The sequence below is a fragment of the Pseudonocardia kujensis genome (genome assembly GCF_021283305.1).
Taxonomy (GTDB): Bacteria; Actinomycetota; Actinomycetes; order Mycobacteriales; family Pseudonocardiaceae; genus Pseudonocardia; species Pseudonocardia kujensis.
Genome location: NZ_JAJSOK010000001.1, coordinates 123330 through 139443, shown reverse-complemented (window position 1 = coordinate 139443; position 16114 = coordinate 123330). Strand labels below are relative to the sequence as shown.

17 protein-coding genes, 1 tRNA gene and 1 pseudogene are annotated in these 16114 nt (G+C 73.3%); 9 read left to right on the top strand and 10 right to left on the bottom strand.

Annotated features, from left to right (window positions below; all coding sequences use genetic code 11):
• Nucleotides 1-38: 38 nt before the first annotated feature.
• Together LWC35_RS00650 and LWC35_RS00645 are read right to left on the bottom strand one after the other, a co-directional pair.
• Complete coding sequence (locus LWC35_RS00650) at nt 39-686, bottom strand: 3,4-dihydroxy-2-butanone-4-phosphate synthase (RefSeq protein WP_232867863.1); 648 nt, start codon at nt 684-686, stop codon at nt 39-41.
• Between the two features lie 50 nt (nt 687-736).
• Entirely contained in the window at nt 737-1309 is a 573-nt protein-coding gene (locus LWC35_RS00645; RefSeq protein WP_232867862.1) for a flavin reductase family protein, read from the bottom strand.
• 69 nt (nt 1310-1378) lie between these two features.
• On the opposite strand from LWC35_RS00645, the gene LWC35_RS00640 reads away from it, so the two are divergent.
• Nucleotides 1379-2062 (top strand): GntR family transcriptional regulator, encoded by a 684-nt coding sequence (locus LWC35_RS00640; RefSeq protein WP_232867861.1) that lies wholly within the window; start codon nt 1379-1381, stop codon nt 2060-2062.
• A 587-nt stretch (nt 2063-2649) separates the two neighbouring features.
• Here the strand turns inward: LWC35_RS00640 and LWC35_RS40025 are convergent.
• Together LWC35_RS40025 and LWC35_RS00630 are read right to left on the bottom strand one after the other, a co-directional pair.
• Nucleotides 2650-2922 carry a putative quinol monooxygenase gene (locus tag LWC35_RS40025; RefSeq protein ID WP_232867860.1) on the bottom strand — a complete coding sequence of 91 codons (273 nt, stop codon included), beginning with the start codon at nt 2920-2922 and terminating at the stop codon, nt 2650-2652.
• A 50-nt stretch (nt 2923-2972) separates the two neighbouring features.
• Nucleotides 2973-3044 (bottom strand) — tRNA-Thr (locus LWC35_RS00630).
• Between the two features lie 65 nt (nt 3045-3109).
• On the opposite strand from LWC35_RS00630, the gene LWC35_RS00625 reads away from it, so the two are divergent.
• Genes LWC35_RS00625 through LWC35_RS00610 form a run of 4 tightly spaced genes read left to right on the top strand, consistent with a single transcriptional unit; the run spans nt 3110 to nt 7062 of the window.
• Complete coding sequence (locus tag LWC35_RS00625; protein WP_232867859.1) at nt 3110-4561, top strand: threonine/serine exporter family protein; 1452 nt, start codon at nt 3110-3112, stop codon at nt 4559-4561.
• A 56-nt stretch (nt 4562-4617) separates the two neighbouring features.
• Nucleotides 4618-6045: an alpha,alpha-trehalose-phosphate synthase (UDP-forming) gene (locus LWC35_RS00620; RefSeq protein WP_232867858.1), complete on the top strand. Its 1428-nt coding sequence runs from the start codon at nt 4618-4620 to the stop codon at nt 6043-6045.
• On the top strand, nt 6038-6829 hold the full coding sequence (gene otsB / locus LWC35_RS00615; RefSeq protein ID WP_232867857.1) for a trehalose-phosphatase: 792 nt from the start codon (nt 6038-6040) through the stop codon (nt 6827-6829). The genes LWC35_RS00620 and otsB overlap by 8 nt, the downstream gene beginning before the upstream one ends.
• A gap of 17 nt (nt 6830-6846) precedes the next feature.
• On the top strand, nt 6847-7062 hold the full coding sequence (locus tag LWC35_RS00610; RefSeq protein ID WP_232867856.1) for a hypothetical protein: 216 nt from the start codon (nt 6847-6849) through the stop codon (nt 7060-7062).
• A gap of 22 nt (nt 7063-7084) precedes the next feature.
• Here LWC35_RS00610 and LWC35_RS00605 read toward each other — a convergent pair whose 3' ends face one another.
• Entirely contained in the window at nt 7085-8188 is a 1104-nt protein-coding gene (locus tag LWC35_RS00605; protein WP_232867855.1) for a LacI family DNA-binding transcriptional regulator, read from the bottom strand.
• Nucleotides 8189-8312: 124 nt separating this feature from the next.
• On the opposite strand from LWC35_RS00605, the gene LWC35_RS00600 reads away from it, so the two are divergent.
• The 3 genes and pseudogenes from LWC35_RS00600 to LWC35_RS00590 all read left to right on the top strand — a co-directional run bounded on the left by LWC35_RS00600 (nt 8313) and on the right by LWC35_RS00590 (nt 11004).
• Nucleotides 8313-9284: a metal ABC transporter solute-binding protein, Zn/Mn family gene (locus tag LWC35_RS00600; protein ID WP_232867854.1), complete on the top strand. Its 972-nt coding sequence runs from the start codon at nt 8313-8315 to the stop codon at nt 9282-9284.
• 149 nt (nt 9285-9433) lie between these two features.
• A pseudogene (locus tag LWC35_RS00595) lies at nt 9434-10165 on the top strand (metal ABC transporter ATP-binding protein); the annotation flags it as partial.
• Entirely contained in the window at nt 10162-11004 is an 843-nt protein-coding gene (locus LWC35_RS00590) for a metal ABC transporter permease (RefSeq protein ID WP_232867852.1), read from the top strand. The pseudogene LWC35_RS00595 and the gene LWC35_RS00590, both read left to right, overlap by 4 nt.
• A gap of 7 nt (nt 11005-11011) precedes the next feature.
• Here LWC35_RS00590 and LWC35_RS00585 read toward each other — a convergent pair whose 3' ends face one another.
• From LWC35_RS00585 to cysS, 3 genes are all read right to left on the bottom strand, one after another.
• The gene (locus tag LWC35_RS00585) at nt 11012-11788 is read right to left on the bottom strand and encodes a maleylpyruvate isomerase family mycothiol-dependent enzyme (RefSeq protein ID WP_232867851.1); all 777 of its coding nucleotides are present in this window, start codon (nt 11786-11788) and stop codon (nt 11012-11014) included.
• A gap of 87 nt (nt 11789-11875) precedes the next feature.
• A complete protein-coding gene (gene rlmB, locus LWC35_RS00580) occupies nt 11876-12838 on the bottom strand; it encodes a 23S rRNA (guanosine(2251)-2'-O)-methyltransferase RlmB (protein WP_232867850.1) in 963 nt (320 codons plus the stop codon).
• Nucleotides 12839-12855: 17 nt separating this feature from the next.
• Nucleotides 12856-14265 carry a cysteine--tRNA ligase gene (gene cysS / locus LWC35_RS00575; RefSeq protein ID WP_232867849.1) on the bottom strand — a complete coding sequence of 470 codons (1410 nt, stop codon included), beginning with the start codon at nt 14263-14265 and terminating at the stop codon, nt 12856-12858.
• A gap of 97 nt (nt 14266-14362) precedes the next feature.
• Between cysS and LWC35_RS00570 the strand changes: the two genes are divergently transcribed.
• Nucleotides 14363-14797 carry a VOC family protein gene (locus LWC35_RS00570; RefSeq protein WP_232867848.1) on the top strand — a complete coding sequence of 145 codons (435 nt, stop codon included), beginning with the start codon at nt 14363-14365 and terminating at the stop codon, nt 14795-14797.
• Nucleotides 14798-14856: 59 nt separating this feature from the next.
• On the opposite strand, the gene ispF is transcribed toward LWC35_RS00570, so the two are convergent.
• Both ispF and ispD read right to left on the bottom strand, forming a co-directional pair.
• Nucleotides 14857-15327 carry a 2-C-methyl-D-erythritol 2,4-cyclodiphosphate synthase gene (ispF, locus tag LWC35_RS00565; protein WP_232867847.1) on the bottom strand — a complete coding sequence of 157 codons (471 nt, stop codon included), beginning with the start codon at nt 15325-15327 and terminating at the stop codon, nt 14857-14859.
• On the bottom strand, nt 15324-16040 hold the full coding sequence (ispD, locus tag LWC35_RS00560; RefSeq protein WP_232867846.1) for a 2-C-methyl-D-erythritol 4-phosphate cytidylyltransferase: 717 nt from the start codon (nt 16038-16040) through the stop codon (nt 15324-15326). Before ispD ends, ispF begins: the two co-directional genes overlap by 4 nt.
• Nucleotides 16041-16114: the final 74 nt, after the last annotated feature.

Sequence of the window (16114 nt, the reverse complement as noted above, 5' to 3'; positions counted from 1 at the left end):
GCCGGCCGGGTGTGCGGACCGGTAGCGAGGGCCGATAGTCAGGAGATCGACCCAATGAGCTCCCGCGGTGCCGTGGCCGTGGTCACCACGTCGAGTCGGTGCTCGGCCGCGAAGCGATACCCGTCCTCGATCGTGGCGAGATGAGGGGCGCTCTCGTCGGTGACGAGGTGCGCATAGGCCGCATGCGGCCCCAGGCCACACGCTCCGATCAGGGATGCCGCGGCCAGCGCGGCGTTCTCGCCACCGCCGCTGCTGATGTTGCCGCGAGAGAGGCTTCCGGGCGTAGGGATCCGGTAGGGAAGCACGTGGCCAGGACGAACGAAGGTCGCCGGGGTCGAGTCAGGCGCAGCGAGGGCACGGATCGTTCGCGCACGGTCAGACGCGGAGATCCCGGTCGTGCACTCCACCGCGTGGTCCACCGACACGGTGAGCCCACCGGAAGCAGCCGGCCACGGGACCATCGGGGGTAGCTGAAGGCGCACGCAGTCCTCGTCGGTGACCGTCACCTGCAACAGACCGCTGCTGTAGCGCACGACGAACGCCACGGTCGCGGCCGTGGTGGTCGCGGCGGCGAGAACGAGGAGTGCACCGCCTTCCCGAGACCCGTCTGCACCGGCCAGGAGCACGACGCACTCGCCGCGCTGCAAGCCCGGCGCAACCGGCGCACTCATTGCACTGGTCAACATCACAACCAATCGCCTTCTTCTCGTCTGGGAGACGCGACGCGCGCCGCGATCTAGGCCGGAGGTGCGAGCACGCCGAAGCTCTGCCGGACATACCCCAGCGGCTCCGCGTCAGCGGAATGAGCGTCGGTCACCGCGCCGACGACGATGGCGTGGTCACCACACGGCACCAGCGCGTCCAGATCGCACGCAAGCCAGCCCGCGGCCCCATCCAGCCGCGGCACCCCCTGCGCCGAGCGCCAGGCGACCCCAGCGAACTTCTCATCGCCCTTCGTCGCGAACACGCGCGCGAGGTCGACCTGGTGACGGCCCAGAAGGTTCACCCCGAAACGCTGTGACCGGCGGATGTGGGCGAGCAGACGCGACGAAAGATCCAACGCGACCATCACCAGCGGCGGGCGCAGCGACAGCGAGCAGAACGCGCTCACCGTCGTCCCCCGCGGTGCTCCGCCCTCCGCCGCGGTCACCACCGTCACCGGACCACACACCGAACCCATGGCCGCGCGGAAGTCCGCCTCACTGACCTGCCGGCTGTCAAGCTCGTGCAACGACACTGACGCCACCCTGAACCAGTCGTCGAGAAAGAGATGCCGAGCTATGCTGCATGCAGCATGCAGATCTGTCAAGCGGGCGAGCCTGAGCTGCCACCTGTACGCTGCATGCAACCGATGAGGTAGGGGACGTAGGGGCAGTCGATGGCACTCGAACAGGTGGCCCGGCCCGGCAGCTTGGCCGAGCTGGCCTATGACCAGTTGCGGAGCGCCGTCCTCGACGGGCACTTCCGCCCTGGGGAGAAGGTCAGCGTGGTGACGCTGGCCGCTGAGCTGGGGATGAGCCGAAGCCCGGTACGCGCTGCGCTCGAGCGACTCGTCAACGAGGGACTGATCCGCCTGACCGCGGGCGGGGCGTTGATCGCCGAGCCGAGTCGCGACGAGTTGCTGGACGCCCTGGTTGTACGGTGCGCGCTGGAAGGGCTAGCCGCCCGCCTCGCTGCGCCTTCACTGAACCGGGCCGACCTCGACCAACTGCGGGCTATTCACGATCGTCTGGACCGGGCCGTGCAGGCCGGAGACACGGGAGCCGTGCGCGCGGCCGACCTCGAATTCCATCAGCAGGTTCAGGCCCACAGCGGGAACGCATGCCTCGTCGAGAACCTCACCCGGATCCAATCCAAGATCATGATCGCCACGTACTCGACGCCGTGGGGACCGCACCTGGACGACATGCTCTCCGAGCACACCGCGATCCTCCGGGCCCTCGAAGCGGGCGATCCGGAGTCGGCGCACGAGGCAGCGACCCACCATCTCGCGAACCATCTCGAACGCCTCAAGGTCGCGTGGCAGCGCGCACCCGAGGAATCGCTGGCTGCCTCTAGCTGACCAGCGCTGAGCGCGTCACGGTGATCCAGAAGGCGCCCACCGTGGGTTTGCACGAGCCACTCCGCGGCCTCAGCTCAGCTGACGAGCGGTCTTTCCACGCCCCTGCAGCGCGTCGTCGGTGCATGTGGTGGTCATTTCGTCGCTCTGAGCGCAGCTGTCCCCGCCGTCGACTGTGGGCGGTCACCGCGACTGGTATGAATCAGTGGTGTAGACGAAAGGCGTTGCCGCCAGCGGAGACCGTTCAGCGGGCCGGAGTCGCGCTGCTGGTGAACGAGCAGCCGCCAAACACACGGCTGCGAAGAGCACCTTCTCGCCGACGAGCACATATGTCACCGGATGTGCCGCGGGCATGGCGTGCTCGGTGTAGATCACCCGTCCGAGGCTTTCAGCAGCCGTAAGCACTCGGCGCGACCGATCATCTCAAGGTCGTCCGTGGGCCTGGTTGCAGAGAGGGAAGTCTCCGGCATGGCCAACAACATTCGATGATCCGGTGCCGTACCAGGCCATGGCTTCAGGCAACCCCCTTGTCCCGGCTCGGGTGCAGGGTCACTCGTCGTCGCCATCTGCTTCCAGGAGCTCGTAGGTACCTATCTGCCGATCCCGCAGACGGGGCAGTAGATCTTGAGCACGTGCTCCCGGAACGCGGCGGTCGCCCGGTGCTCGTCGTAGCCGTCCGGGTCGCTGTAGTGCTCCACCAGCACAAAGGTGTCGCGGTCGGTGAGGCTGCGGTGGGCGTGGAAGGACAGCATCTTCGGCTCGGCCCGGTTGCCCGGTGTCAGGGCGCGGAGGACCTCTGGCCGGGCGCCGACGCTCGCGCCGTGGAAGCAAGACAACGGCGTTCGCGCCACGGTTGATGCCACGCGACGTTTTCGTCTCACTGAAGCCAACCAGAACCTGCTGGTCAGAGCCGAGCCGGAGGTCGGGATCGAACCGACGACCTACTGTTTACAAGACAGTTGCTCTACCACTGAGCTACACCGGCACCACCGGACTCACGCCCGGCAGCCCACATCGTAGAGCGCCGCGGTCGTTTGGCAGCCTTGCCCTGTGGTGGACGAGCTCAACCCCGCCGAGCGGCTGGCGAACCGGCTCCGGGCGACGCTGAAGCGCGACGCCCGCCGACTCCTCGCGGCGGGTCCGCCGACGCTGCCCATGCTCATGGTCGGGCCGCAGGTTCCCGACGACGCCCGGGTGCAGGAGGTCCTCGACTTCTGCATGCGGGTGGGCGAGGTGCAGCTCTCCAGCGGGGAGAGCGTCGGGGTGGTCACAGACCTCATGCTGCGGCTCGCGGAGATCTGCGGCCTGCCTGCGGTGGACGTGGACATCACGTTCACCTCCATCACGATCTGCTGCCACCGCGGCAACGCGGCCTCGCCGGTCACGTCGATGCGGCTGGTCAAGTACAAGACGCTGGACCTGACCCGGCTCGCAGCCGTCGACACCGTGGTCCACGCCGTGATGGAGGGCCGGCTCGACGTGCGGGCCGCGGCCCGCGCGCTCGACGACGCGATCAACGCCCGCCATCCCTACCCGCGCTGGACGGCGACGGCGGGCTGGGGCGCGCTGGCCGGCTCGATCGCGATCCTGCTCGGGGGCGGCGCCGTGACGGCGATCACGGCTTTCCTGGTCACGGGCGCGATCGACCGCATCGGGCGGATCCTGAACCGCTGGGGCCTGCCGGCCTTCTTCCAGCAGGTCACGGGCGGCCTGCTGGCCACGACCGTGACGATCGGGCTGTTCGCGCTGGGGCTGTTCCCGCCGGGCACGCGGCCGTCGCTGGTGGTGGCGTCGTCGATCACCGTGCTGCTGTCCGGGCTGTCCGTGGTCGGCACCGTGCAGGACGCGATCTCCGGCTACTACGTCACCGCGGCAGGTCGGGTCGCGGAGATCACACTCCTGTCGGCGGGCCTGCTGACCGGCGTCGTCCTGGGCCTGAAGCTGGGTTTCGCGGTCGGCGTCGCGCTCGACGTCGCGGGCACCGTGTCGGCGAGCGTCGGGCGCTTCACATTGGCCCTCCTCGCAGGTGCGGTGGCTGCCGCCGGCTACGCCCTGGCGGGCTACGCGCCGTTGCGCGCGCTGCTGTTCGCGGCCGGGACGGGTGCGGTGAGCTGGGGCGTCTACAGCGGGCTGAACCAGTACTCGGGCATCGGACCGGTGGCCGCCACGGGGATCTCGGCCATCGTGATCGGCATCGGGGCCGGACTGCTGCGGCGGACCCGGCAGGTGTCCTCGCTGGTCGTGACGCTCGCCGGGGTCACGCCGCTGCTGCCCGGTCTGACCGCGTACCGCGGCTTCTACCAGCTCGCGGTCGAAGGGCTCTCCGAAGGCCTGGTCACGGTCACGCTCGCGCTGGCCATCGGACTGGCGCTCGCGGCCGGCGTCACCTTCGGTGAGTTCCTCGCCCGGCCGCGGCTGCGGAGCGTCTCGGGCGAGACCGAGTCCGCCGCGCCCGCCGACGTCGAAGATTCGGAACCCGCGAACCTGCCCGGCGGTCAGTAGGGTTCTCCTCGAGGATCCGCCGGCGACGGCCGCGCCGGCGGCGCGAGGAGGATCACGTGGCCCGCAACAGTTCGTCCGAGCTTCCGCCGCCCGATTTCGTGGTCGTGGCCAACCGGCTGCCCGTGGACCTGGAGAAACTGCCCGACGGGAGCAAGCGCTGGAAGCGCAGCCCCGGCGGGCTCGTCACCGCCCTCGAGCCCATGCTGCGCGCGCGGGACGGCGCGTGGATCGGCTGGCCCGGGGTGCCCGACGCGGACGTGGGCCCGCTCGTGGAGGACGGCCTGCAGCTGCACCCCGTCGGCCTCACCGCGGAGGAGGTCGAGAACTACTACGAGGGCTTCTCCAACGGCACGCTCTGGCCGCTGTACCACGACGTCGTGGCCCCGCCGGCCTTCCACCGGCACTGGTGGCAGGCGTACGTGAAGGTCAACCAGCGTTTCGCCGACTACACCGCGAAGGTCGCCGCCGAGAACGCCACCGTCTGGATCCAGGACTACCAGCTGCAGCTGATGCCCGGGATGCTCCGCGATCTGCGCCCCGACCTGCGGATCGGCTTCTTCCTGCACATCCCGTTCCCGCCCACCGAGCTGTTCATGCAGCTGCCCTGGCGGACCCGGATCGTCGAGGGTCTGCTCGGCGCGGACGTCATCGGCTTCCACACCGCGGGCGGCGTGCGGAACTTCCGCTGGCTCGCCACGCGCCTCGCCGGCGCCGGGGCCGTCCGCAACCGCAACGAGGTCACGGTCGGGCGGCGCACCGTGAAGCTGGGCGCCTTCCCGATCTCCATCGACGCGGCGCAGCTCGACCAGCTCTCCCGCACCGACGCCGTGGTCAAGCGGGCGGCGGAGATCCGCGAGGACCTCGGCACCCCCAAGAAGATCATCCTCGGGGTCGACCGGCTGGACTACACCAAGGGCATCGACGTCCGGCTGCGGGCCTTCCACGAGCTGCTGGCGGAGGGCCGGATCACCGCCGAGGACGCGGTGATGATCCAGCTCGCCACGCCGAGCCGGGAGCGCGTGGAGCACTACCAGCGGATGCGCGACGACATCGAGCTCTCCGTCGGCCGGATCAACGGCGAGTTCGCGAAGGTCGGCCACCCCGCCGTGCACTACCTGCACCAGTCGCTCCCCCGCGAGGAGCTGGCGGCCTTCTTCCTGGCCGCGGACGTCATGCTCGTCACGCCGCTGCGGGACGGCATGAACCTCGTCGCCAAGGAGTACGTGGCCTGCCGCCACGACCTCGGCGGCACGCTGGTGCTGTCCGAGTTCGCGGGCGCCGCGGCCGAGCTGACCAGCGCCCTGCTCGTCAACCCGCACGACACCGACGGGGTGAAGGAGACGCTGTACGCGGCGCTGACGATGCCGCCGGAGGAGGGCCGCAAGCGGATGCGGACGCTGCGCAAGCAGGTCATGACGCACGACGTGGACCGGTGGGCCAGGTCCTTCCTCGCCGCGCTGGGCCTGGAGCCCGCCGATGGCTGAGCCGGAATCGCCGCCCGACGGCCTGGACCCGGCCCTGTCCGACGCGCTGGACCGGCTCGGCGGGGTCGGCACCCTGCTCGTCGCCCTGGACTTCGACGGCGTGCTCGCCCCGATCGTGCCCGTACCCTCCGACGCCCGTCCCCTGCCGGACTCGGCCGCCGCGGTCCGCGAGCTCGCCGAGGCCCCGGGCACCACGGTCGTCCTGCTGTCGGGGCGCGGTCTGACGGACCTGGGCACCGTCTCCGGCTTCACGGAGCCGGTCCGGATGGTCGGCAGCCACGGCGCCGAGTACGGGCCCGGCTTGACCGACGGCGACGGCTCCCTGCTCGGCCCGGCGCAGCAGGACCTCAAGGAGAAGCTCACCCTCGCCCTCGTCGACCTGGTCGAGGGCGAGGTCGGCGTGACCCTGGAGCACAAGCCGGCCGGGGTCGCGGTGCACGTGCGCAACGCCGCGCCGGAGGTCGGCACCCGGGTGCTCGACGCCGTGCGGGCCGGGCCCGGCACGTGGGAGGGCGTGGACTCCACGGAGGGCAAGGCGGTCATCGACCTTGCCGTCCTGCAGGTCAGCAAGGGTTCCGCGGTCGATCTGCTCCGCGAACGGCTCGGCGCCGACGCCGTGTTCTTCGCCGGGGACGACGTCACGGACGAGTCCGTGTTCACCCGCCTGCGCCCCGGCGACGTCGGGGTGAAGGTCGGCGAGGGGGACACGGCCGCGGAGCACCGCGTCGCCGACCCGGAGGCGGTCACGGTCGTGCTGCGGACGCTCGCCCGCGCCCGCCGCTGACTCGTCACGGGCAAGATGTGGCGGGTCCGGCCCGGGCGCGCGCGGCGACGGTGCTGGCGGGCGAGGGGCGCGACCGGGCGCGGCGGCTGGCCGCGCGGTCGCTGGTGCACGGGCTGGCGTCGCTGATCCTGGAGGGGAACGTCGCGCCCGGGCCGGGCCAGGACGTCGCCGCCCTCGCCCGTGCGGTGACGGCCGAGCTCCGGCCGGACGACGTCGCAGGTCCGACGGCCTGAGCGGACCGTCGGCGCGGGGCGGTCACCAGCCCGAGAAGAACTTCTCCGTCTGCGTGGCCGGGCCGCTGGTCGCGCCGACGACGAGCTCGGTGGGCAGCACGATCTGCTTCGGCTTGTTGCGCTCGCCGCGCTGCAGCAGCAGCTCGCCCGCCACCTGCCCCTTGCGGCGCACGGGCTGCCGCACGGTCGTCAGGCCGACCCGTTCGGCCTCCGGCACGCCGTCGAACCCGGTGACGGTGAGCCGGTCCGGCACCGGGATCCCGGCCTCGACCGCGTGCTGCAGCGCGCCGATCGCCAGCACGTCGGAGGTGCAGACGAGCGCGGTGACGTCGGGGTGCGAGGCCAGCAGCTCGCGCGCGGCCGACGCCCCGGCCTCCGGGCTGTGCTCGAACCGCTCGACGACCGGCACCGCGGCCCCGTCGACGCCCGCGTCGACGAGCGCGTCGCGGATCCCGCCGATGCGCTCGCGCTGCACGGGGTACGAGGTGTTCTCCTGCCGGACGAGGTCGGCCGGCCCGTCGTGCCGCTGCGGGCCGAGCCGCATGCAGAGCACGCCGATCTTGCGGTGCCCCAGCGCGGTGAGGTGCGCACCGAGCGCGCGCATGCCCTCGCGATCGGCGACGCTGACCCGGTCGACGCCCTCGACGCCGACGGGCTGGTCGCACACGACCGTGGGCACCGGGCGTTCCAGCACGGCGCGGAAGTGCGGGTCGTCCTCGCTGACGGAGTAGACGACGAAGCCGTCGACGCCCGCCTGGTGCACGGCGGCCACGTCGGCGTGCTCGGGGCTGACCGGCACGAGCAGCAGCCCCTGCCCGGCCTGCTCGCACGCCAGCGCCAGCCCCTCGAGGAAGCCCGTGGCCACCGGGTCGCGGAAGGCGTAGGAGAGCGCCTCGGTGAGCAGCAGGCCCACGGCGCCGGCGCGCCGGGTGCGCAGCGAGCGCGCCACCGGGTCGGGGCCCGGGTACCCGAGCCGCCGCGCGGCCTCGAGGACCTTCTCCCGCAGCGGCGCGGAGAGCTGGTCGGGGCGGTTGTAGGCGTTGGAGACGGTGGTACGGGACACGCCCAGCTCCGCGGCGAGCGACGCGAGCGTCGCGGGCCGCCTGACGTGGGGTGAACCGGTCATGTCACGAAAGGTAGCCGCCCACGGTGGGCACCCGGTAGCCCGGCTCACCACCACCCGCTAGAGTGAAGTGACAACGGTTTTCAATAAAAGCATGCGCACAGCCTGATACGGAGCACGACCCACGATGAGAACGCGCCTCGCCACCACCTTCCTCGCGGCCGCCGGTCTGCTGTCCCTCACCGCCTGCGGCGCGGGATCCGACGCCGGCGGAACCGGGTCAGCACCGGCGTCCGCCACGGACGGGAAGGTCGCCGTGGTCGCCTCGACCGACGTGTACGGCAGCATCGCCTCGGCCGTCGGCGGCGACCTCGTGCAGGTCACCTCGTTGATCGACTCGCCCGACGCCGACCCGCACGAGTACGAGTCCACGCCCGCCGACGCCGCGAACGTCGCCCGGGCCGCGCTCGTCGTGGTCAACGGCGGCGGCTACGACGACTTCGCCTCCCGGCTCGTCGAGTCCTCCGGCACGAAGGCCCCGGTGATCGACGCCGTGCAGCTCTCCGGCCTGCCCGGGGCCCCCGAGGCCGGGCACACGGACGGGGACGGCCACGACCACGGCGAGTTCAACGAACACGTCTGGTACAGCCTGCCGACCGTGCGGAAGGTCGCCGACGAGATCGCGAAGGACCTCGGCACGGCCGACCCGGGCAACGCGGGGACCTACACCGCGAACGCCCAGAGGTTCGGGGCCGACCTCGACGGGCTGCAGCAGAAGGTCGACACGATCAAGGCCGCGCACTCCGGGCAGCGGATCGCGGTCACCGAGCCCGTGCCGCTGTACCTGACCGAGGCCGCCGGCCTGCAGAACGCCACGCCCGAGGCGTTCAGCGCCGCCGTCGAGGAGGGCACCGATCCGGCGGCGGCGGTGCTGGCCTCGACCCTGCAGGTCGTCGACGGGCCGGACCCGGTGAAGGCGGTGGTGGCCAACAGCCAGACCGAGAGCCCGTCGACCCGGAAGGTCGAGGAGGCCGCGAAGGCGAAGGGGCTGCCCGTGGTCGAGGTCAGCGAGACGCTGCCCGAGGGCGTCCACTCCTACGTCGCCTGGCAGGGCACCCAACTCGACGCCCTGGCGGGCGCCCTGAGCGCAGCGGCGTGAACAATGAGGTCATGACCCCGACGCCCCCCGCAGGGTCCGCCGAGAGGTCCTCGGCAGCGTCCTCCGCGTCGTCGACCACCACCGCGGCGGTGGCGCTGCGCGGTGCGCGGGTCGCGTTCGGCAAGCGGGTGCTGTGGGAGGGCCTGGACCTCGACGTGCGGCCCGGCGAGTTCCTCGCGGTCCTGGGGCCCAACGGCTCGGGGAAGACCACCCTGCTGCGCGTGCTGCTCGGCCTCCAGCAGCTCGACGCCGGGGAGGTCCGGATCGCGGGCGGGCCGGCCCGCCGCGGTGCGGGCGGCATCGGGTACATCCCGCAGCAGAAGGCCCTGGCCGAGGACATGCCGTTGCGCGGCGCCGACCTCGTCGGGCTCGGGCTCGACGGGCACCGCTTCGGCCCCGGCCTGCGGGGGCGCGCGGAGCGGCGACGGAAGGTGGCCGCGGCGCTCGAGGCGGTGGGCGCGACCTCGTACGCCCGCTCCCCGGTCGGCCGGCTCTCCGGCGGCGAGCAGCAGCGCCTGCGCGTGGCCCAGGCGCTGGTCGGCGACCCGCGCGTGCTGCTCTGCGATGAGCCGCTGCTCTCCCTCGACCTCGCCCACCAGCGCACGGTGAGCAGGCTGATCGACGAGCGCCGCAGGGCCGCGGACACCGCGGTCGTGTTCGTCACACACGAGATCAACCCGGTGCTGCCGCTCGTCGACCGGGTCCTCTACCTGGTCGGCGGCCGGTTCCGGGTCGGCACGCCGGACGAGGTGATGACGTCGGCCACGCTCTCCGCGCTGTACCGCACGGACGTCGAGGTCGTGCGGGTGCAGGGCCGGCTCGTGGTCGTCGGCGCCGAGGACCAGCACGTCCACCACGACGCGCTGGAGTCGGTGACGTGAGCAGGCTGTTCGGGTTCGAGGGCGTCGGCGAGCTGCTGGGCCTGCCGTTCGTGCAGAACGCCTTCCTCGCCGCCGCCCTGCTCGGCCTGGTGGCGGGCGCGTTGGCCCCGCTCGTCGTCGCCCGCGGCATGGGGTTCGCGGTGCACGGCACGGCCGAGCTCGCCTTCACCGGCGGGGCCGCGGCCCTGCTCGTCGGGATCTCGGTGAGCGTCGGGGCGGTCGTCGGGGCGGTGGTCGCCGGGCTGGTGTTCGGTGTGCTCGGCCTGCGCCAGCGCGAGCGGGACTCCGTGATCGGCGTCGTGCTGGCCTTCGGCCTGGGCCTCGGCGTGCTGCTGCTGGCGCTCTACGAGGGCCGGGCGTCGAACAAGTTCGGCCTGCTCACGGGCTCGATCGTGTCCGTCGACTCCAGCAACATCGCCGTTCTCGTCATTGTGACGATCGTGGTGCTGGCGATCCTGGCGGTGGTGTACCGGCCGCTGCTCTTCGCGAGCGCCGACCCGGACGTCGCCGTGGCCCGCGGGGTGCCGACGCGCCTGCTGTCGCCGCTCTTCGCGGTCCTCGTCGCCCTGACGACGGCGCTGGCGGTGCCGATCGTCGGCGCCATCCTCGTCCTCTCGGTCACGATCATCCCGGGCGCGGCGGCCGCGCGCGTCACCTCGAACCCGCTGGCCGCCACGCTGCTGGCGATCGGGATCGCGGAGCTCGCCCTGCTCGGCGGCACCTTCCTGAGCCTGGCGCCGGGCCTGCCCATCTCGGGCTACGTCGCCACGATCGCGTTCCTGGCCTACCTGGTCTGCCGGCTCGTGGGCCGGGTCCGGGGGCGCGTGCGCACCGCCTGAGCCGCGGTCAGAGCCAGCGCGGCAGCTCGGGCGGGGTCCCCGGGAGCACGCTCGCCGGGGCCCGCCCCGTCAGCCAGCCGACGATGTCCACGGCCGGCGCCTTTGTGGTCTCCCGCTCACCCAGGGGCGCCGACTCGGCCGGGATCGACTCGCCCGGGCTCGACGCGACCGGCGCTGGGGTCGCGCCCGGATCGCCCAGCTGCCACACCCGCTCGCGGTCGGTCGGGGCGAGCAGCAGGGTGGGGCAGCCCTCCCGACCGGACAGGGTGGCCGCGACGTCGTCGAGCAGGAGGTCGACGACCCCGGCGGGCAGGTCCGTGAGCGACGCACCCGTGCCGAGGTCGGCCGCGTGGACCCAGACCTCGCGGATCCGCAGGAAGGGGATCTCGGTCGCCGGGATCTCCCGGCCCTGGGCGTTGCGGATCGTCGCCTCCCAGTGCTCCGGGGTGAGCGCGCCGAGCGCCTCGTCGAGCTCCCGCGCGGTCGAGGCGAGCTCGGCGCGCAGGACCTCCGGCGGCCGGCCGGACGTCTCCTCGATCTCCGCGGCGCGGGCCTCGGGGCTCGGGTACATCGGCGTCTCGACGCCGGTGCGGGCCCAGGTCGCGAGCCGGACCAGGGCCTCGGCGTTGCGCGCCACGTGAGCCACCACATGGGCGCGGGTCCAGCCGGGGAGCGCGCTGGGGACGCCCAGCTCGTCGTCGGGGATCCCCTCGACCACGGCGAGCAGGTGCTCGGTGCCCGCGCGCATCCACGGGAGGGTCTCCGCGGTGTCGTTCCTGCTCACGCGCACAGTGTGGACGATCAGCCCGCCGCGCACAGCGCGGAGCACGGGCAGTGCTGCGCGCCGGCAGGCCCCGAGGACGCTCCGGCCTCAGGCCTGGCGGCGGCGACGCGCGACCTCGGCCAGCACCACACCCGTGGCGACCGAGGCGTTGAGCGACTCGACCTCGCGGGCCATCGGGATCGAGACCGTGACGTCGCAGGACTCGCGGACGAGCCGGGACAGGCCCTTGCCCTCCGAGCCGGTGACGATCACCAGCGGGTCGGTGGCCAGGTCGAACTCGTCGAGCGAGACGTCGCCCTCGGCGTCGAGACCGGCCACCATCAGCCCGGTCTGCGCGTACTCGCGCAGGGTCCGGGTGAGGTTGGTGGCGCGGGCGACCGGCAGCCGAGCGGCCGTGCCCGCCGAGGTCCGCCAGGCGACCGCCGTCATCCCCGCCGAGCGGCGCTGCGGCACGACCACGCCGTGCCCGCCGAAGGCGCTCACCGAGCGCACGACCGCGCCCAGGTTGCGCGGGTCCGTGACGCCGTCGAGGGCGACGATCAGGGCCGGCTGCCCGGACTCCGACGCCGCCTCCAGCAGCTCGTCCGGGTGCGCGTACTCGTAGGAGGGGATCTGCAGCGCGACGCCCTGGTGCAGCGCACCGCCGGAGATCCGGTCCAGCTCGCCGCGCTCGACCTCGAGGATCGACAGCCCGGCGTCGGCGGCGAGGTGCACCGACTCGGCCACCCGCTCGTCCGACGTCGCGCCGACGACCACCCGCAGCGCCGTGGCCGGGACCCCGGCGCGCAGGCACTCCAGCACGGGGTTGCGGCCGAGTACGGTCTCGGGGATGTCGCCGTCCTGGGGGCGGCGCCCGCGGGTACCCGCCGCGGCCCGGCGGTCCTTCGCCGCCGCCCGGCGCTGGGCCGGGTGCCCCTTGCGTGCGGACGCGGGGGGCGTCGGGCCCTTGCCCTCGAGCCCGCGGCGGCGCTGGCCCCCGGAGCCGACGACGGCGCCCTTCTTCGTGCCATCCTTGCGCACCGCACCGCGGCGCTTGGAGTTGCCGGCCATGTTCCCTGTCTCTTGGTTCAGGCGTTCTTGAGCGACCACGTGGGGCCGTCGGCGCCGTCCTCGACGGCGATGCCCGCCGCGAGCAGCCGGTCGCGCAGCGCGTCCGCCTCGGCGAAGTCCTTCGCCTTGCGGGCGGCCTGGCGGCGCTCCAGCAGCTCCTCGACGAGCGCGGTCAGTGCGCCGAGCGCGGCCTCGTCGCCCCGGTCGCCTCCGCGCCACCGCGGGTCGAGCGGGTCGACGCCGAGCACGGCGGCCATCGCGCGCACGGACTCGGCCGCCGCGGTCGCCGCCTTCCTGTCCCCGGAGTCGAGCGCGGCGTTCCCCTCGCGGACCGTGGTGTGCAGCACGGCGAGGCCGCCGGGCGTGCCCAGGTCGTCGTCGAGCGCGGCGGCGAACTCCGCCGGCACCCGATCGGCGACGCCGGGCGCGCCGGCCCGCTCGCCGGTGCGGTGCAGGAACGACTCGATCCGCCGGAACGCCGCGACGGCCTCGGACAACGCGGCGTCGGAGTACTCGATCGCCGACCGGTAGTGCGGGCCGACGAGGTAGTAGCGCAGCTCGACGCCGCGGACCCGCTGCAGCAGCGCGTCGATCGCCAGCGTGTTGCCGAGCGACTTCGACATCTTCTCGCCGCCCATGGTGACCCATGCGTTGTGCAGCCAGTACCGCGCGAACCGGTCCCCCACCGCGCAGGACTGGGCGCGCTCGTTCTCGTGGTGCGGGAACACCAGGTCGAGGCCGCCACCGTGGATGTCGAACTCCGGCCCCAGGTAGGTGGTGGCCATCGCGGAGCACTCGAGGTGCCAGCCCGGCCGGCCCGGCCCCCACGGGGTGGGCCACGACGGCTCGCCCGGCTTGGCGGCCTTCCACAGCGTGAAGTCGAGCGGGTCCCGCTTGGCGTTCTGGTCGCCCTCGCCCTGTGCGACGTCGTCGACCTTCTGGCCCGACAGCCGCCCGTAGTCCGGGAACGTGCGGACGGCGAAGTAGACGTCCCCACCCGCGGCGTAGGCGTGCCCGCCCTCGATCAGCCGGTCGATGTAGGTGACCATCTGCGTGACGTGCCCGGTGGCCCGCGGCTCGAGCGACGCCGGCAGGCAGCCCAGCGCCTCGTACGCCGCGGAGAAGGCCCGCTCGTGCGTCGCGGCCCACTCCCACCAGGGCCTGCCGGCCTCGGCCGCCTTGCGCAGGATCTTGTCGTCGATGTCGGTGACGTTCCGGACCAACGTGACGTCGAGACCCTCGCGGCCCGGCTCCGCATGTCCCAGCCAGCGGCGCAGCACGTCGTAGTTCAGCGAGCTGCGGACGTGCCCGATGTGGGGCAGCCCCTGCACCGTGGCGCCACAGACGTACATCGACACGGCTCCGGCCCGCAGCGGCACGAAGTCCCGCTGCGTCCTGGTCAGGGTGTCGAAGAGTCGGACGCTCACCCTCCCCAGGGTACGGACGCGCTGGTCCGGGGACCGCGGCAGGGCTGCATCACATTCCTCCAAGACGCCGGGCGGCCGTCCCGGCACGCTGGGCGGCATGACACGCATCGAGCAGCTGTACCCCCGCCTCCCCGTCCGGGGCGCCGACGCGGCGATCGCGTTCTACCGCGAGGCGTTCGGCGCGGAGCTCGTCGAGCGGTACGCGACGCCGGAGGGGAACGTCGTCCACGCCCTGCTCCGGGCCGGGGACGTGGTGTGGGCGGTCAAGGACGGCGACGACTACGACCCCGCTCCGCCGGACGGCGGCGGCTCGGCGATCCTCGCCCTCTACGTCGCCGACGCCGACGCCGTGGGCGCGGCCATGGAGAGGGGCGGGGCGACCGTGCGGTTCCCGATCGCCGACCAGCCCTACGGCGAGCGCGGCGGCCGGCTCACCGACCCGTTCGGCCACCAGTGGATGGTCGCGCAACGGACCGAGGACCTGACCCCCGAGGAGGTCGAGGAGCGGACGAAGGCGATGTTCGCCGAGTGAGAGCTCCCCCCGACGGTCGGCGCTGCGGCTCGGACCGGGTGAGCCGGGGCGCCGTCGGCTCAGTCGGTGGCGGGGAGGAGAAGTGCGGTCGCGATCGCGGCGATGCCCTCGCCGCGGCCGGTCAGCCCGAGCCCGTCCGTGGTGGTGCCGGAGACCGAGACCGGCCCGCCGACGACCTCCGACAGCACCTTCTGGGCCTCGTCCCGGCGGGTGCCGATCTTCGGGTGGTTGCCGATCACCTGCACCGCGGCGTTGCCCACCCGCCAGCCCTCGGCGGTGACCAGCCGGTGGACCTCGGCGAGGAGCGCGACGCCGCTCGCGCCCGACCATTCGGGGCGGCCGGTGCCGAACACCGCGCCGAGGTCGCCGAGGCCGGCGGCGGAGAGCAGGGCATCGCAGAGGGCGTGGCAGGCGACGTCGCCGTCCGAGTGGCCGGCGCAGCCGTCGACGCCCTCCCACCACAGCCCGGCGACCCAGCAGGGCCGGCCGGGCTCGACGGGGTGCACGTCCGTGCCGATCCCGGTTCTCACGCCTTCTCCTCCAGCAGCAGTTCCGCGATCCGCAGGTCCCAGGGCGTGGTCACCTTGAACGCGGCGGGGTCGCCGGGCACGGTGACGACCCGCTCGCCGACCCGCTCGACCAGGCCGGCGTCGTCCGTGGCGACCGCGTCCACACCGGACTCCGCGTAGGCCGCGCGCAGCGTCTCCCAGGCGAAGCCCTGCGGGGTCTGGGCGGCACGCAGCTCGGACCGGTCGACGGTGGCCTCGACCGCGGCGGCGGGACCCACCCGCTTCACCGTGTCGGCCAGCGGGAGAGCGGGTACGACCGCGGGGTGACCGGCCCGCACCTCCGCCACCACCGCGGCGACCAGCGCGGGCGGCGTCAGCGGGCGGGCGGCGTCGTGCACCAGCACGACCTCGGGCGGCCCGTCACCTGCGGGTCCTCCCCGTCGTTCACCGCCGTGGGGACCGGACAGGACGTCGAGCGCGAGGCGCACCGATGCCGTGCGTTCGCCGCCCCCCACCAGGACGGTGACGGGGCGGCCGGCGAGCAGCGCCCGCGCGTGGTCGACCAGTTCGGCCGGCACGGCGACGAGCACCTCGTCGACCGCGCCGGACGCCAGCAGCCCGTCGACGGCCCGGACCACGATCGGCACGCCGGCCAGCGGCACGAAGGCCTTGGGCACACCCGCGCCCAGGCGGGTGCCCGTGCCGGCCGCGGGCACGACCGCCGCGACGCTCACCGCATGCTCCGCGGCGACGCGTGCACCGGCCGGGCCGTGGGCAGCATGGGGCCGTACCGTGCCGATCGCGGGGC

Coding starts and splice junctions, on each gene's coding strand:
- LWC35_RS00650 (WP_232867863.1), bottom strand. CDS start 686: ATGTTGACCAGTGCAATGAGTGCGCCGGTTGCGCCGGGCTTGCAGCGC.
- LWC35_RS00640 (WP_232867861.1), top strand. CDS start 1,379: ATGGCACTCGAACAGGTGGCCCGGCCCGGCAGCTTGGCCGAGCTGGCC.
- otsB (WP_232867857.1), top strand. CDS start 6,038: ATGGCTGAGCCGGAATCGCCGCCCGACGGCCTGGACCCGGCCCTGTCC.
- LWC35_RS00605 (WP_232867855.1), bottom strand. CDS start 8,188: ATGACCGGTTCACCCCACGTCAGGCGGCCCGCGACGCTCGCGTCGCTC.
- LWC35_RS00600 (WP_232867854.1), top strand. CDS start 8,313: ATGAGAACGCGCCTCGCCACCACCTTCCTCGCGGCCGCCGGTCTGCTG.
- rlmB (WP_232867850.1), bottom strand. CDS start 12,838: ATGGCCGGCAACTCCAAGCGCCGCGGTGCGGTGCGCAAGGATGGCACG.
- LWC35_RS00570 (WP_232867848.1), top strand. CDS start 14,363: ATGACACGCATCGAGCAGCTGTACCCCCGCCTCCCCGTCCGGGGCGCC.